General features: G+C 56.8%; 10 protein-coding genes, 1 tRNA gene and 2 rRNA genes. 5 read left to right on the top strand and 8 right to left on the bottom strand.

Annotation, left to right across the window (positions count from 1 at the left end; genetic code table 11):
* Window positions 1-14 precede the first annotated feature (14 nt).
* Window positions 15-3,710 carry a methionine synthase gene (gene metH, locus F8R23_RS15935; RefSeq protein ID WP_390900948.1) on the bottom strand — a complete coding sequence of 1,232 codons (3,696 nt, stop codon included), beginning with the start codon at window positions 3,708-3,710 and terminating at the stop codon, window positions 15-17.
* 198 nt (window positions 3,711-3,908) lie between these two features.
* Between metH and iclR the strand changes: the two genes are divergently transcribed.
* From iclR to F8R23_RS15910, 5 genes are all read left to right on the top strand, one after another.
* On the top strand, window positions 3,909-4,739 hold the full coding sequence (iclR, locus tag F8R23_RS15930) for a glyoxylate bypass operon transcriptional repressor IclR (protein WP_099065625.1): 831 nt from the start codon (window positions 3,909-3,911) through the stop codon (window positions 4,737-4,739).
* 249 nt (window positions 4,740-4,988) lie between these two features.
* Window positions 4,989-5,528: a gluconokinase gene (gene gntK, locus F8R23_RS15925; protein WP_112347196.1), complete on the top strand. Its 540-nt coding sequence runs from the start codon at window positions 4,989-4,991 to the stop codon at window positions 5,526-5,528.
* Window positions 5,525-6,862, top strand: coding sequence for a gluconate transporter (gntU, locus tag F8R23_RS15920; protein WP_129936879.1), 1,338 nt, complete (start codon window positions 5,525-5,527; stop codon window positions 6,860-6,862). Before gntK ends, gntU begins: the two co-directional genes overlap by 4 nt.
* A 110-nt stretch (window positions 6,863-6,972) precedes the next feature.
* Window positions 6,973-8,787 (top strand): phosphogluconate dehydratase, encoded by a 1,815-nt coding sequence (gene edd / locus F8R23_RS15915; protein WP_129936878.1) that lies wholly within the window; start codon window positions 6,973-6,975, stop codon window positions 8,785-8,787.
* A gap of 56 nt (window positions 8,788-8,843) precedes the next feature.
* Window positions 8,844-9,485: a bifunctional 4-hydroxy-2-oxoglutarate aldolase/2-dehydro-3-deoxy-phosphogluconate aldolase gene (locus tag F8R23_RS15910; RefSeq protein ID WP_129936877.1), complete on the top strand. Its 642-nt coding sequence runs from the start codon at window positions 8,844-8,846 to the stop codon at window positions 9,483-9,485.
* Window positions 9,486-9,515: 30 nt separating this feature from the next.
* On the opposite strand, the gene aceK is transcribed toward F8R23_RS15910, so the two are convergent.
* The 7 genes from aceK to rrf (F8R23_RS15875) form a co-directional block, all read right to left on the bottom strand.
* A complete protein-coding gene (aceK, locus tag F8R23_RS15905) occupies window positions 9,516-11,270 on the bottom strand; it encodes a bifunctional isocitrate dehydrogenase kinase/phosphatase (protein WP_112347200.1) in 1,755 nt (584 codons plus the stop codon).
* 70 nt (window positions 11,271-11,340) lie between these two features.
* Complete coding sequence (gene aceA, locus F8R23_RS15900) at window positions 11,341-12,648, bottom strand: isocitrate lyase (RefSeq protein WP_099065619.1); 1,308 nt, start codon at window positions 12,646-12,648, stop codon at window positions 11,341-11,343.
* A gap of 47 nt (window positions 12,649-12,695) precedes the next feature.
* On the bottom strand, window positions 12,696-14,294 hold the full coding sequence (aceB, locus tag F8R23_RS15895) for a malate synthase A (protein ID WP_151415805.1): 1,599 nt from the start codon (window positions 14,292-14,294) through the stop codon (window positions 12,696-12,698).
* 387 nt (window positions 14,295-14,681) lie between these two features.
* Window positions 14,682-15,611 carry a homoserine O-acetyltransferase MetA gene (gene metA, locus F8R23_RS15890; protein WP_099065617.1) on the bottom strand — a complete coding sequence of 310 codons (930 nt, stop codon included), beginning with the start codon at window positions 15,609-15,611 and terminating at the stop codon, window positions 14,682-14,684.
* 195 nt (window positions 15,612-15,806) lie between these two features.
* Window positions 15,807-15,922 (bottom strand): 5S ribosomal RNA (gene rrf, locus F8R23_RS15885).
* A gap of 50 nt (window positions 15,923-15,972) precedes the next feature.
* Window positions 15,973-16,048 (bottom strand) — tRNA-Thr (locus F8R23_RS15880).
* Window positions 16,049-16,061: 13 nt separating this feature from the next.
* Window positions 16,062-16,177, bottom strand: a 5S ribosomal RNA gene (rrf, locus tag F8R23_RS15875).
* Window positions 16,178-16,183: the final 6 nt, after the last annotated feature.

Below are 16,183 nucleotides of genomic sequence, written 5' to 3'. Positions count from 1 at the left end.
CTAAAGAAGGATGATCAGTCGGCGTCGTAGCCGAGGTTAGGTGCCAGCCAGCGTTCAACCTCGCTGACGCTCATGCCTTTACGCGCCGCATAGTCTTCAACCTGATCGCGCTGGAGCTGCGCCACCGCAAAATACTTGCTCTGCGGATGGCTGAAGTACCAGCCGGACACTGCCGCCCCCGGCCACATGGCGAAGGACTCGGTCAACACCATGCCGGTATGGCGATTAACATCCAGCAGGCGCCAGATCTCCGCTTTCTCGGTGTGCTCCGGACAGGCCGGATAGCCCGGTGCCGGACGGATACCCTGATAGTTTTCGCGGATCAGCTCTTCATTGCTCAGGTTCTCTTCGGTCGCGAAGCCCCAGTGCAGCTTACGCACTTGCTCATGCAGGTACTCGGCGAAAGCTTCGGCCAGACGATCCGACAGCGCTTTGACCATGATTTTATTGTAATCATCGTGCTGCGCATCATAGGCCGCCGCCAGTTCATCCTCTTCCAGACCGCCGGTTACCGCGAAGGCACCGAAGTAGTCGGCCTTGCAGCTGCTTTTCGGCGCGACAAAGTCCGCCAGGCAGTAGTTCGGAAAATCGGTTTTTTCGGTCTGCTGACGCAGGTGGCGGCTGACCACCAGCACCTCATCACGGCTCTCGTCGCGATACACCTCAACGTCGTCGCCAACGCGGTTGGCCGGGAACAGGCCATAGACGCCACGCGGGTTGAGGCTACCGTTGGCAGCCAGCAGGTCCAGCATCTGGTTGGCATCGGCGAACAGTCGCTTGGCCTCTTCCCCCACCACTTCATCTTCCAGAATGCGCGGATATTTACCCGCCAGCGACCAGGTCATAAAGAACGGTGTCCAGTCGATATAATGACGCAGCGTCTCAATGTCGGCCTCAACCGGATAAACACCCAACTGCTTTGGCACCGGCGGCTGGTAGTTTTCCCAGTCCAGTACCATGGCGTTATCACGGGCTTTCTGCAGGTCAACCGGCGGGGTACGCGGTTTTTTACGCGCGTGCTGGATACGCACGGTTTCATATTCTTTACGGGTACGCGCCACAAAGTCATCGCGTTGGGTGGCGGAAAGCAGTGCCGATACCACGCCCACGGTGCGCGAGGCATTCTGTACGTAAGTGGTTGAGCCGCTGTAGTTCTGCTCAATCTTCACCGCGGTATGGGCCTTGGAGGTCGTCGCCCCCCCAATCAGCAACGGCAGGGTAAAGCCCTGACGCTCCATCTCTTTTGCCACGTTGACCATCTCGTCCAGTGACGGGGTGATAAGCCCCGACAGGCCGATGATATCCACGTTTTGCTCACGCGCAGTTTTCAGGATTTTCTCCGTCGGCACCATCACGCCCAAATCGACAATTTCGTAGTTGTTGCACTGCAGTACCACACCAACAATGTTTTTGCCGATGTCGTGCACGTCGCCCTTCACCGTCGCCAGCAGGATTTTGCCTGCCGTAGAGCCTTTCTCTTTGCTGGCCTCGATGTACGGCTCCAGATAGGCCACCGCCTGCTTCATTACGCGGGCAGATTTCACCACCTGCGGCAGGAACATTTTGCCTTCGCCGAACAGGTCGCCAACCACGTTCATCCCCGCCATCAGCGGCCCTTCGATCACTTCGATCGGGCGATCCGCTCTCTGCCGGGCTTCTTCAGTATCCAATTCGATAAACTCGGTGATGCCTTTGACCAGCGAATATTCCAACCGCTTTTCGACCGGCCAACCGCGCCATTCTGCCTGCTGAACCGCCACTTCGTTGTCTTTGCTGCCGCGGTATTTTTCCGCCAGTTCCAGCAGGCGCTCAGTGCCATCGTCACGACGGTTGAGGATCACATCCTCCACCGCATCGCGCAGTTCGGCACTGAGATCGTCGTAGATCGCCAACTGCCCGGCATTAACGATGCCCATGTCCATGCCGTTGCGGATCGCGTGGTACAGGAACACCGCGTGGATCGCCTCACGCACCGGATCGTTGCCACGGAATGAAAACGAGACGTTGGAAACGCCACCGGAGATCATCGCGTGCGGCAGGTGAGTTTTGATGTCGGCACAGGCTTCGATAAAGTCGACGGCATAGTTGTTATGCTCATCGATACCGGTGGCGACGGCAAAAATATTCGGGTCAAAAATGATGTCTTCCGGCGGGAAGCCGACGCGCTCGGTCAGGATTTTATAGGCACGGCGACAAATTTCGAACTTGCGCTCGCGGGTATCCGCCTGGCCTGCCTCGTCAAATGCCATCACCACCACCGCAGCACCGTAGCGGCGCACCAGTTTGGCATGGTGGATAAAGGCCTCTTCGCCCTCTTTCATCGAGATCGAGTTAACGATGCCTTTGCCCTGGATACACTTCAGGCCTTTCTCGATCACCGACCATTTGGAGGAGTCGATCATGATCGGCACGCGGGCAATATCCGGTTCACCGGCGATCAGGTTAAGGAAGCGCACCATCGCCGCTTCGGCGTCGAGCATCCCCTCATCCATGTTGATGTCGATAATCTGCGCGCCGCTTTCCACCTGCTGGCGGGCAACGGCCAGCGCTTCGCTGTATTTTTCTTCTTTGATCAGTCGCTTAAAGCGGGCGGAACCGGTGACGTTGGTGCGCTCGCCCACGTTGACGAACAGCGTTTTGGCGTCGATGTTCAACGGTTCAAGGCCGGCCAGACGGCAGGCAACCGGGATTTCAGGCAGTTGACGTGGCGGTACGCCCGCCACCGCTTTGACCATCGCGGCAATGTGTTCCGGTGTGGTGCCACAGCAGCCGCCGATAATATTCAGGAAGCCGGCATTCGCCCACTCGCCAACCTGTTTCGCCATCTCTTGCGCATCCAGATCGTATTCGCCGAAGGCATTGGGCAAACCGGCGTTGGGGTGAGCAGTAACGTAGCTCTCCGAGATGCGCGACAGCTCAGAAACGTATTGGCGCAGTTCGTCCGGGCCCAGCGCACAGTTCAGGCCAAAGCTCAACGGCTTGACGTGACGCATCGAGTTATAGAAGGCTTCGGTGGTTTGGCCGGACAGGGTACGGCCGGAAGCGTCGGTGATGGTGCCGGAAATCATGATCGGCAGCGCAACGCCCAGGGCTTCAAATTCGGTTTCCACCGCGAAGGCAGCGGCTTTGGCGTTCAGGGTATCGAAGATGGTTTCGATCATGATCAGATCGACACCGCCCTCTACCAGTGCACGCGTCGATTCGCGGTAGGCTTCCACCAGCTCATCGAAAGAAACATTACGGAACGCCGGATCGTTGACGTTCGGTGAAATAGAGGCGGTGCGGTTGGTCGGCCCCAATACCCCAGCCACGTAACGCGGCTGCTCTGGCGTACGTGCGGTCCATTCATCGGCGCAGGCTCGTGCCAGGCAGGCAGCCTGATAGTTAATTTCGGCGGACAGCGACTCCATATGGTAGTCGGCCATGGCGATAGGCGTGGAGTTGAAGGTATTGGTTTCGAGAATATCGGCCCCGGCTTCCAGGTAGCCGTAGTGAATGGCGGTAATCACTTCCGGCTTGGTCAACACCAGCAGGTCATTATTGCCTTTCAGATCGCTCTGCCAGTCGGCAAAACGTTCGCCACGAAAGTCGCTCTCTTCCAGACGATAGCTCTGGATCATGGTGCCCATGCCGCCGTCCAACACTAAAATTCGCTGCGCTAACTGCCGGCGCAGTTGTTCTACTCGATTTGTCACTGTAGCCCCTTCAATTACCGATCCAGCCCATCGCTCAATTGCTGCAAAAACCAACGAGCCATCCTAGCACAGGTTGTGGTGGCAAAGGGGTGAGCGCTAATTGAGAGTTTTTCAGGTTGCCGGACAACAGATCCGATGAGCTGATTGATGGCTTGCAATTCATACGTAAAAAACGAAAATGAATTCCATCATACGGAAAAAGGAATGTGAAATATGGTCACCCCTGCTCCTGCCAAACGCGGCAAAAAGCCCCGTGCTGCATCCCCGGCCGCCAGTGCGCCCACCGGCCAGGTGCAGTCGTTGACCCGTGGTCTGAAATTATTGGAATACATTGCCGAAGCGCAGGGTAACGTGGCACTGACCGATCTGGCCCAACAGGCCGGCTTGCCCAATTCCACCACCCACCGCCTGCTTACCACCATGCAACAGCAGGGATTCGTGCGTCAGGTGGGCGATCTGGGCCTGTGGACCATCGGCTCACATGCCTTTGTAGTCGGTAGCAGCTTCCTGCAGAGCCGCAACCTGCTGGCGATGGTACACCCGACGCTACGCCGCCTGATGGAAGAGTCCGGCGAGACGGTCAATCTGGCGGTGCTGGATACCAGCGAGTATCAGGCAATTATTATCGATCAGGTGCAGTGCACCGCGTTGATGCGCATGTCGGCACCGATCGGCGGCAAACTGCCGATGCACGCTTCCGGCGCCGGAAAAGCCTTTCTTTCCACCCTGTCGGATGAGCAGGTCACCAAACTGCTGCATAAAAAGGGCATGCAAACCTATACCCAGCATACCCTGACGCCGCACAACCTGAAGGAAGGTCTGGCGCAGATCCGCAAGCAGGGCTTTTCCTTTGACGATGAGGAGCATGCGCTCGGCCTGCGCTGCGTCGCGGCCTGTATCTTCGATGAGCACCGTGAAGCCTTCGCCGCTATCTCGATCTCCGGCCCGGTGTCACGCATTACCGACAACCGCGTAATTGAGCTGGGTGCGTTGGTGATCCACGCCGCGAAAGAGATCAGCCTGGAATATGGCGGCGTGCGTTAAACATAGCCCTCTCTGGGGTGCAGTTTCTGCGCCCCGGCCTGTTTCGCCCGCTGCTGTTGTCAGCATGTAAAACGCTGTACCGATCCTGTTTATCCCGCCCAATAAAAACTTGAAGCCGATCACAGATAACGATCCTGCCTGCGAAAGCCCATTGCAACCGGCGAAACTTCCTTCGACAATGTTACCGATAACATGTTACCGGTAACAATTAGCATAGGGTAACGCCACTTGTCGTTTTGGAGCTAAGCCATGACCAATAATCAAAACCGTATTTACGTCATTATGGGCGTTTCCGGCAGCGGTAAGTCCGCCGTGGCCGCTGCAGCGGCCCGCCAATTGTCCGCCGGGTTCCTCGACGGCGATTTTCTGCACCCGCGTAGCAATATCCTGAAAATGGCCGCTGGTGAACCGCTGAACGATGAAGACCGTGCCCCGTGGCTGGCCGCACTCAACGATGCCGCCTTCGCCATGCAACGCACCAATAATGTCTCGGTCATCGTCTGCTCAGCGCTGAAAAAACACTACCGCGATCGCCTGCGCGCCGGTAATGGCAACCTGTCGTTCATTTACCTGCACGGTGACTTCCCGGTGATCGAAGCCCGTCTGGCAGCACGTAACGGCCACTTCTTCAAACCGCAGATGCTGGTGACGCAGTTTGCCGCACTGGAACAGCCGGGCGCAGACGAGAGCGATGTGATGTCTGTGGACATCAACCAACCGCTGGAAAGCGTGATCGCCGACACCGTTCGGCATATCCAGAGCTTCCTGCCACAGGACGTGTGCGCGTGAATACTGTAACGCTGGTCGGTACCGCAGTCGGCTCGGTTCTCTTACTGCTGTTTCTGGTGATGAAGGCGCGTATGCACGCCTTCGTTGCGTTAATGCTGGTGTCTATCGCTGCCGGGATCTTCTCCGGCATGCCGCTGGACCGCATCGCCGATACCATGCAGAAAGGCATGGGCGACACACTGGGCTTCCTGGCCATCGTGGTGGCCCTGGGGGCAATGTTCGGCAAGATACTGCACGAGGTCGGTGCACTGGACCAAATTGCGGCGCATTTGCTGAAACGTTTCGGCCAGAGCAAGGCCCATTATGCGCTCGGTATCGCCGGCTTGATCTGTGCCCTCCCGCTGTTCTTTGACGTGGCCGTAGTGCTGCTGATCGGCATCGTGTTTGCCGTGGCGCGCCGTACCGACGGCAACATCGTTAAGCTGGCTATTCCGCTGTTTGCCGGTGTCGCCGCCGCCGCTTCATTCTTGTTACCGGGGCCGGTACCGATGTTGCTGGCGTCACAAATGAAGGCCGACTTCGGCTGGATGATCGCCATCGGCCTGGTCGCCGCGGTTCTCGGCATGCTGATTGCAGGCCCGTTGTACGGCAGCTTTATCAGCCGCTATGTGAACTGGCCGATGCCGGCGGATGAAAACGAACCGACGCTGAACACCGCCAACCTGCCGTCATTTGGCCTTAGCCTGGCGCTGGTACTCTGCCCACTGGTGCTGGTCGGCATGAAGACCATTGGTGCCCGCCTGGTCACGCCTGGCTCGCAGTTACAGCAGTGGCTGGAGTTTATTGGCCACCCGTTTATCGCCATTTTAGTCGCCTGTTTAATCGTGATTTATGGCCTGGCAAAACCACGCGGCATGACCAACGAGCAAACGCTGGCCATCTGTTCTGCGGCGGTCCAGCCCGCCGGGATCATCCTGCTGATGACCGGTGCCGGTGGCGTATTCAAACAGATCCTGGTGGATTCCGGCGTCGGCCCGGCACTGGGTGACGCCATGATCGGCACCGGTCTGCCGATAGCCGTCGCAGCCTTTGTATTGTCCGCCATGGTGCGGGTGATCCAGGGCTCCGCCACCGTAGCCTGTCTGACCACCGTCGGCCTGGTGCTGCCGGTGACCAGCCAACTGGGACTCGGCGGCGGGCAACTGGCCGCGCTGGCAATCTGTATTGCCGGTGGGTCTATCGTGCTCAGCCACGTTAATGACGCCGGCTTCTGGCTGTTCGGTAAATTTACCGGGGCCAATGAGCTGCAAACGCTGAAAACCTGGACGGTGATGGAAACCATTCTGGGCAGCGTGGGCGGCATCATCGGCATGATCGCTTTCACCCTGTTTTAAAACACCATAACGACATAACAACGCCCCCGACCTTTGCACATCAGGGCCGCAAACCACCACCGGGGGCACCGCCACAGGCGGCGTCTATAACAATAGCATGTGAGGAAGGTATGATTAATCCAACCCTATCCCGTGTCACACAACGCATCATCGACCGTTCCAAACACAGCCGTGCCGCCTATCTGGCACGCATTGAGGCGGCTCGTTCACAAACCGTACATCGTGCACAACTGGCCTGCGGCAACCTGGCGCACGGCTTCGCTGCCTGCCAACCGGATGATAAAAACGCGCTGAAGAACATGGTGCATAGCGATATCGCCATCATTACCGCCTATAACGACATGTTGTCCGCCCACCAGCCTTACGAAAACTACCCGCAGCGGCTGAAGCAGGCGCTGCACGCGGTGGGTGCTGTCGGTCAGGTGGCCGGTGGTGTACCGGCCATGTGCGACGGTGTGACCCAGGGGCAAGACGGCATGGAGCTGTCGCTGATGAGCCGCGATGTGATCGCCATGTCCTCCGCCATCGGCCTGTCGCACAATATGTTCGACGGCGCATTGTTCCTCGGCATCTGCGACAAAATCGTCCCGGGCCTGGTGATGTCGGCCCTGTCCTTCGGCCACTTGCCGTCGCTGTTTGTGCCCGCCGGCCCGATGAGCAGCGGCTTGCCGAACAAAGAGAAAGTACGGGTACGCCAACTGTATGCCGAAGGCAAGGCTGACCGTCTGGCACTGCTGGAGGCCGAAGCCGCCTCCTATCACGGCATCGGCACCTGCACCTTTTACGGCACCGCCAACACCAACCAGATGGTGATGGAAGTGATGGGGCTGCATCTGCCGGGCGCTTCCTTCGTGCATCCGGATACACCGCTGCGCAATGCGCTGACCGACGCCGCCGCCCGTCAGGTGACCCGCCTGACCGAGACTGCCGGCAACTATCTGCCGATCGGCCAACTGGTGGATGAAAAAGTGGTGGTGAACGGCATCGTGGCACTGTTGGCCACCGGCGGCTCCACCAACCTGACCATGCATATGGTGGCTATGGCTCGCGCCGCCGGTATCATTATCAACTGGGACGACTTTTCCGAGCTGTCGGACGCCGTGCCGCTGTTGTGCCGTATCTACCCGAACGGCCCGGCGGACATCAACCAATTCCAGGCATCTGGTGGCGTAGCCCTGGTGGTACGCGAACTGTTAAAGCACGGTCTTCTGCACGAAGACGTGCATACCGTGGCCGGTTTTGGCCTGGCGCGCTACACCCAGGAGCCGTGGCTGGACAATGGCCAACTGGCCTGGCGTGAAGGGACGGAGACGTCGCTCGATGCCAAAGTGATCGCCAGCGTAGATGAGCCTTTCGAGCATCACGGCGGTACCAAAGTGTTGGCCGGTAACCTCGGCCGGGCGGTAATGAAAACCTCGGCGGTACCGACGGACAACCAGATTATCGAAGCACCGGCGGTGGTATTTGAAAGCCAGCATGACATCGTACCGGCGTTTGAAGCCGGCAAGCTGGATCGCGATTGTGTAGTGGTGGTGCGCTTCCAGGGACCACAGGCCAACGGCATGCCCGAACTGCACAAACTGATGCCACCACTGGGCGTACTGATGGACCGTGGATTTAAAGTGGCGCTGGTGACCGATGGCCGCCTGTCCGGTGCTTCCGGCAAGGTGCCTTCCGCCATCCACGTGACCCCGGAAGCCTACACCGGCGGCATGTTGGCCAAGGTGCTAAACGGCGACCTGATCCGTGTGAACGGCCGCACTGGCGAGCTGGCATTATTGGTCGATGCCGAGCAGTTGGCCCAACGCGCGCCTTACCAGCCCGACCTGAGCGCAGAACATATCGGCTGTGGTCGCGAACTGTTCGGTGCCTTGCGCAGCCAGCTTTCCGGGGCCGAACAGGGCGCCTGCTGTATTAAATTTTAACCGATAGCATGACCGTGCAGCCCGACGGCGACGGCCATAACTGGAGAAAACCATTGATGAAAAATTGGAAGACAAGCGCAGAACATATCCTGATGGCCGGACCGGTAGTCCCGGTGATCGTCATCAACAAGCTGGAACACGCGGTACCCTTAGCGAAAGCCCTGGTAGCCGGAGGCGTGCGGGTATTGGAAGTCACCCTGCGCACCGCCTGCGCGATGGACGCGATCCGCGCCATTGCCAAAGAAGTGCCAGATGCGATTATCGGCGCCGGTACCGTCATTAACCCGCAGCAGTTGCAGGAAGTGACCGATGCCGGTGCCCAGTTCGCCATCAGTCCGGGCCTGACCGCCGATCTGCTGGAAGCAGCCAGTGCCGGTTCAATTCCATTAATTCCCGGTATCTGTACCGTGTCGGAACTGATGCTGGGCATGGATCATGGCCTGCGTGAGTTTAAATTCTTCCCGGCAGAAGCCAACGGAGGCGTGAAAGCGCTGCAGGCTATCAGCGGCCCGTTCCCACAGGTGCGCTTCTGCCCAACCGGCGGCATTTCACCGAACAATTACCGTGACTATCTGGCGCTGAAAAGCGTGCTGTGCATCGGCGGCTCCTGGCTGGTACCGGCAGATGCACTGGAAAGCGGCGACTACGCACGCATCACCGAATTGGCGCGAGCCGCCGTTGCGGGTGCGAAAGCTTAATCGTATTGGGCGCGGTAATAAACTGCGCCCTTAAGCCGTGGCCGAGGTCGCAGGCAGCGCCGCCCCACTGCGCTGGCTGAAACGACGTTTTTTACGGTAAGCAAACACGTCCTCCACATGCCCATCGCGGATGCGCTGTTGCAACCCGCGCCAATAATCGGCCTCGAACAGGTCGCGATGCATCTCTTCAAACACCTGTCGGATGCGCCGGTCGCCACACAAGAAATGCCTGAACTCCTCCGGAAACACATCATTGGGTGACACGCTGTACCAGGGTTCGCTGGCCAACTCATCTTCCGGGTAGCGCGGCGGCGGAATATCGCGGAAGTTGACCTCGGTCATGTAGCAAATCTCATCATAATCGTAGAACACCACTCGCCCGTGCCGGGTCACGCCAAAGTTCTTGAACAGCATGTCGCCGGGGAAAATATTGGCGGCGGCCAGTTGCTTGATCGCATTGCCGTATTCTTCTATCGCATCACGCATTTGTTGTTCATCAGCCTGCTCCAGATACAGATTCAGCGGCGTCATGCGTCGTTCCATATACAGATGCTTGATCGCGATGCGATCGCCCAGATCCTCCAGCTTGTCCGGCACCTCACGCTGCAGTTCCGCCAATAATTCCGGACTGAGACGCGCCTTGTCGACGACAAAATTTTCGTACTCCTGGGTATCCGCCATGCGCCCCACGCGGTCGTGTTCCTTTACCAGTTGGTAGCACGCCATGACCTGCGCCTGCGTCACCTCTTTTTGCGGCGCAAACTCATCTTTGATCACCTTGAACACCCGATCAAACGACGGCAGGGTAAAGACCAGCATCACCATGCCCTTGACCCCTGGCGCGATGATGAACTGCTCCTGCGAACCGCTCATAAACGTCAGGTACTCGCGGTAACATTCTGTTTTCCCGTGCTTCTGGCAGCCGATCGCCATATACAGCTCGGCGGTGGTTTTGCCCGGCAGGATTTCGCGCAGCCACTCGACCATCGCCGCCGGCAGGGGGGCGTAAACCATAAAATAAGAACGGGCGAAGCCGAACACGATGCTGGCCTCGGCCTTGCTGGTCAGGCAGGTATCAATAAACAAGGCGCCAGAATCACTGTGGTGGATCGGCAACAGAAAAGGATAGACTCGGTCTGCCACTCGCAGCTTACCTACCAACCAGGCCGCTTTGTTACGGTAAAACAGCTCGTTGGCGATTTGGAACGTCGCTCCTGCCAACTGCTGCGCACTGAAGCTTTGCTGCAACGCCTGGGTGATGTAATCAATATCACGCAATAAGTTTTCCCACGGCAACCGCAGAGGCAAGTCGGTCAGCAGGTTGTACAGCATCGCCGAGACGTCGCCGTTGGCGGTGAAATCGCGTGACAGAGGACGCGGGATGTCGCGAAAGCGCCCTTCCGGCTGGGAACTGAAAACGAACAGTTTTTCCGGCGTCAGATCGCGGTGCCGGAACAACCGACAGTAGACGGAATTGAAGAAGCTTTCGGCGATCTCAAAGCGCGGGTACTCCGGCAGCAAATCGGTATACACCGCCTTCACCCGGCTGGGGAAATCCGCATCAAAATACTTTTGCCCGGTGATGCACTTCAGTTGCTCGACTACCAGGCCGACGTGATGATCATACAGGTGGATACGCTTTTTCATCGCCTGCTGCACTGCCGGCCAGTCCGCTCGCTCAAAACGCTGCTGCGCACCGGCGGTCACCTCCAGGAAGCGGCCGTACTGTGCATCAAAGCCCTGCAGGATCGTCTGCGCGATCAACAGCTCCAGTTTTGCCGCCATCCTTACCTCCCGCCAGAAAATAGAGCCTGCACAAGCAGGCTCCAGGTTACAACTTGTCAGCGTTGCCGCCTCAGAACTGCTGTTCTTCCGTCGAACCGGTCAGCGCAGTAACCGATGAAGCACCGCCCTGAATAATGGTAGTCACCTTGTCGAAGTAACCGGTGCCCACTTCCTGCTGGTGTGAGGCAAAGGTGTAACCGCGTGCCACGGCGTCGAACTCCGGCTGCTGTACTTTCTCGACGTAATGCTTCATGCCCTCACCCTGCGCATAGGCGTGCGCCAGGTCAAACATGTTGAACCACATGCTGTGAATGCCTGCCAGCGTGATGAACTGGTATTTGTAGCCCATCGCCGACAGCTCTTCCTGGAAGCGAGCGATAGTCTGATCGTCCAGGTTCTTTTTCCAGTTGAATGACGGCGAGCAATTGTAAGCCAGCAGTTTGCCCGGGAATTTGGCATGGATCGCATCGGCAAAGCGCTTGGCCGCCTGCAGATCCGGCGTGGAAGTCTCGCACCACACCAGGTCAGCGTACGGGCAATATGCCAGGCCACGGCTGATCGCTTGCTCAACACCAGCATGAGTGCGGAAGAAACCTTCGGCGGTGCGCTCGCCGGAAACAAACTCGCGGTCGTAAGGATCGCAGTCAGAGGTCAGCAAATCGGCAGCATCGGCATCGGTACGCGCAATCACCAGCGTCGGCACACCGAGTACGTCGGCCGCCAAACGTGCAGCAACCAGCTTCTGGATCGCTTCCTGGGTTGGCACCAGCACTTTGCCGCCCATATGGCCGCATTTTTTCACCGCCGCCAATTGGTCTTCGAAGTGCACCCCGGCAGCACCGGCCTCAATCATCGCCTTCATCAGTTCGAAGGCATTTAGCACGCCGCCAAAGCCGGCTTCGGCATCGGCCACGATCGGCAGGAAGTAGTCGGTGTAACCTTTGCTGCCCGGTTCAATTTTGTTGGCCCACTGGATCTGATCGGCTCGGCGGAAGGTATTGTTGATGCGCTCAACCACGCCCGGTACGGAATCGACCGGATACAGTGACTGGTCCGGGTACATCGCAGACGCGGTGTTGGCATCGGCCGCCACCTGCCAGCCGGACAGGTAAATCGCCTCGACACCAGCCTTGGCCTGCTGCAACGCCTGACCGCCGGTCAGTGCCCCCAGGCTGTTGACATAACCTTTGCGTGACTTACCGTGCAGCAGTTCCCACAGCTTAGCGGCACCGTTTTGCGCCAGCGTGCAGACCGGGTTAACCGAACCGCGCAGATTAATCACGTCTTCCGCACTGTACGGGCGGGTGACACCTTCCCAGCGGGCCGATTTCCATTCCTGTTCCAGCTGTTGGATCTGTTGAGCTCGAGAGGTAGACATAATTTTTATCCTTTTCAATAATGTAGGGTTAATGGTCAGGAACAGGTTCAGGCCAGCAGCTCATAGCCAGGTAAAGTCAGGAAATCGATTAATTCGTCTTGCGTAGTGATACGTTCCATCAGGCGCGCGGCTTCTTCGAACCGGCCAGCGTTAAAGCGCGCCTCACCCAACTCTTCACGTACCACCAACATTTCTTCTTTCAGCATCTGGCGGAACAGTGCCTTGGTGACCAGTTGGCCATCGCTCAGACTCTTTTCGTGGTGGATCCACTGCCAGATAGAGGTTCGGGAAATCTCTGCCGTCGCCGCATCTTCCATCAGGCCGTAAATCGGTACACAACCATTGCCGGAGATCCAGGCCTCGATGTATTGCACCGCCACGCGGATATTGGCACGCATGCCGGCTTCGGTACGTTCACCGTCACAAGGTTCCAGCAGCTGCGCAGCACTGATTGGCGCGTCGTTTTCACGCAGCACTTCCAGTTGGTTGCGGCGCTCACCGAGTACCTGGCTGAACACTTCCATGACGGTATCCGCCAGGCCTGGATGTGCCACCCAGGTACCGTCGTGGCCGTTATTGGCTTCCAGCTCTTTATCCGCCCGGACCTTGTTCAGCACCCAGGCATTTTTCTCCGCGTCTTTGCTCGGGATAAATGCCGCCATACCGCCCATGGCAAAGGCACCGCGCTTATGACAGGTCTTGATCAGCAAGCGGGAGTAGGCGCTAAGGAATGACTTGTCCATGGTGACCGACTGACGATCCGGCAATACTCGGTCAGCATGATTTTTCAGCGTCTTGATATAGCTGAAGATGTAATCCCAACGGCCGCAGTTCAAACCGACGATGTGATCGCGCAAGTGGTAGAGGATCTCGTCCATCTGGAATGCCGCCGGCAGCGTTTCGATCAGCACCGTGGCTTTGATGGTGCCACGTGGCAGGGAGAAACGATCTTCGGCAAAGCTGAAGACTTCGCTCCACCAGGCGGCCTCCTCCCAGGACTGGGTTTTCGGCAGGTAGAAATAAGGGCCGCTGCCTTTGGCCAACAGTTGACGATAGTTGTGGAAGAAATACAGTGCGAAATCAAACAGGCCGCCCGGGATCGCTTCCCCCTGCCATTGCACGTGCTTTTCCGGCAAATGCAGGCCGCGTACGCGAGCAATTAATACCGCCGGGTTCGGCTTCAACTGATAAATCTTGCCGGCTTCATTGGTGTAAGAGATGGTGCCGTTCACCGCATCATGCAGGTTGATTTGGCCATCGATCACTTTGTCCCAGCTCGGCGCCAGTGAATCTTCGAAGTCCGCCATAAACACCTTCACATTGGCGTTCAGGGCGTTGATCACCATCTTGCGTTCAACCGGACCGGTGATTTCCACCCGGCGGTCGCGCAAATCCTCAGGTATGCCGCGGACAGACCACTCACCATTACGAATGGAAGCAGTTTCCGAAATGAAGTTTGGAAGATCGCCTTGATCGATCCTCTGCTGCCAGCAGGCGCGCGCAGCCAACAGTTTGTTGCGCTGCGGAGTAAACTTACTCACCAGTTCCGCCAGGAATTCGACCGCGTCATCCGTCAACACCTGTCGTTCAGCAGCGGTGAAATCCTGCGTAAACGTTAACTCCGTGCCTACTATCAGTTGCGTCATTGTCTTGCTCCTTCCCATCGTTGCGCACCGCTGCCGCTAGCCAGCCCGGCGCATCTTCATCAAAAATCAGTGTGGATCAGGGCCGATAAAACGATCCTTAACTGGTCAGATCTCTTCTCGCTGGATCTAAGAATACCCAACTAAAAATAAAAATCAAAAACGATTTCCATTTTAATATAAAATATTTTATTAACCTTTCATTATCAATTAGTTAATATAAATAACAATAAGCACCAGTAAGGAAACCGGTTCCATAAACTGCCAAGAATTAATTTAAGTGATTGTTAGGAAATGACTTTTACTAGAATAGAGAAGAAAAGAAGGGATGCAGATGAGGGGTAAGTGACGTCGGCGGCCTCGATTCAGCCGCCGATTGGGGCAAAAAGGTTACTCGAGAGTTGGGTTCATATGACGCAGATCGTATGGCGTGATTTGGTAAACATAGTAGTTGAGCCAGTTGGCAAACAACAGATGACCATGGCTACGCCAGGAGGCTTTTGGTGTGAGTTCGGGGTTATCATCGGGGAAGTAATTCAAGGGTACTACAGGATTAAGCCCAGCCTCGTTATCGCGACAATACTCGCCCGCCAACGTCAGCGCGTCATACTCCGGGTGCCCGGTAACAAACGCCAGGCGCTTGTCTTTACTGGCGAACAAATAGGCCCCGGTCTGCTCTGATTCGGCCAAGATATCCAGATCCGTGTACTGGCGGATGATCTCCGTGGGGAAGTCCGCATAGCGTGAATGGGGAGCCAGGAAGGTCTCATCAAAACCGCGGGTCAGCAACGCGTGCTGTTGCAGTGTTTGATGCTGATAAACACCCGACAGTTTCACTTCACGGGTCATCTTCGGGATGCCGTACAGAATGTTCAATGCAGCCTGTACCGCCCAACACACAAACAACGTGGAGGTGACGTGGTTCTTGGCCCAATCAATCACCCGTTCAATCTGTGGCCAGTAGGCAACGTCGCAGAAATCAACCAGCCCTAACGGTGCCCCGGTGACAATCAAGCCATCAAAGTTCTCATCCTGAATGTCTTCAAAATCACAGTAGAAGTTGTTCAGATGCTCCGCCGGCGTGTTCTTCGACTCACGGCTATCGATACGCAGCAGCTGGATATCAATTTGCAGCGAAGAGTTGGAAAGCAGACGTAAAAATTGGTTTTCCGTCTCGATCTTTTTTGGCATCAGGTTGAGGATCAGCACTTTCAACGGCCTGATTTCCTGTGTTTTTGCCCGAGAGGATGTCATCACAAAGACATTCTCATTGCGCAAGAAACTTACTGCAGGTAACTCATCAGGAACACGAATCGGCATTGCTTAACCCTCACACATCCATTTAAACGTTTAGACTTCTAGATGCCCGAAGATAGCGTTTTTTGGGCACAATGTCGAGTGTTCTACAGGAAGGTGAAAATGTTTCATTGCGCTGGTATAGGTCGAATTCATGCGTTTTTTGAAGACGCAAAGCAAAAAGGCCATCCTTTCGGATGGCCTCTTGGCTTAATTGATGCTTGGCAGTGTCCTACTCTCGCATGGGGAGACCCCACACTACCATCGGCGCTACGGCGTTTCACTTCTGAGTTCGGCATGGGGTCAGGTGGGACCACCGCGCTATTGCCGCCAAGCAAATTCTTTTAATTCTTTTCGCCGAACTTCTAAACCCACTTTAATAAAGTGGTGCTGATACCCAGAGTCGAACTGGGGACCTCACCCTTACCAAGGGTGCGCTCTACCAACTGAGCCATATCAGCACACTAATTTGATGCCTGGCAGTGTCCTACTCTCGCATGGGGAGACCCCACACTACCATCGGCGCTACGGCGTTTCACTTCTGAGTTCGGCATGGGATCAGGTGGGACCACCGCGCTATGGCCGCCAGGCAAATT

Source organism: Serratia proteamaculans, assembly GCF_008830365.1.
Classification (GTDB): domain Bacteria; phylum Pseudomonadota; class Gammaproteobacteria; order Enterobacterales; family Enterobacteriaceae; genus Serratia; species Serratia proteamaculans.
Note: the sequence above shows the minus strand (reverse complement) of the source record. Positions and strands in the feature narration are given on the sequence as shown.

Coding starts and splice junctions, on each gene's coding strand:
- aceB (WP_151415805.1), bottom strand. CDS start 14,294: ATGACGCAACTGATAGTAGGCACGGAGTTAACGTTTACGCAGGATTTC.
- aceA (WP_099065619.1), bottom strand. CDS start 12,648: ATGTCTACCTCTCGAGCTCAACAGATCCAACAGCTGGAACAGGAATGG.
- aceK (WP_112347200.1), bottom strand. CDS start 11,270: ATGGCGGCAAAACTGGAGCTGTTGATCGCGCAGACGATCCTGCAGGGC.
- metA (WP_099065617.1), bottom strand. CDS start 15,611: ATGCCGATTCGTGTTCCTGATGAGTTACCTGCAGTAAGTTTCTTGCGC.
- iclR (WP_099065625.1), top strand. CDS start 3,909: ATGGTCACCCCTGCTCCTGCCAAACGCGGCAAAAAGCCCCGTGCTGCA.
- F8R23_RS15910 (WP_129936877.1), top strand. CDS start 8,844: ATGAAAAATTGGAAGACAAGCGCAGAACATATCCTGATGGCCGGACCG.
- edd (WP_129936878.1), top strand. CDS start 6,973: ATGATTAATCCAACCCTATCCCGTGTCACACAACGCATCATCGACCGT.
- gntK (WP_112347196.1), top strand. CDS start 4,989: ATGACCAATAATCAAAACCGTATTTACGTCATTATGGGCGTTTCCGGC.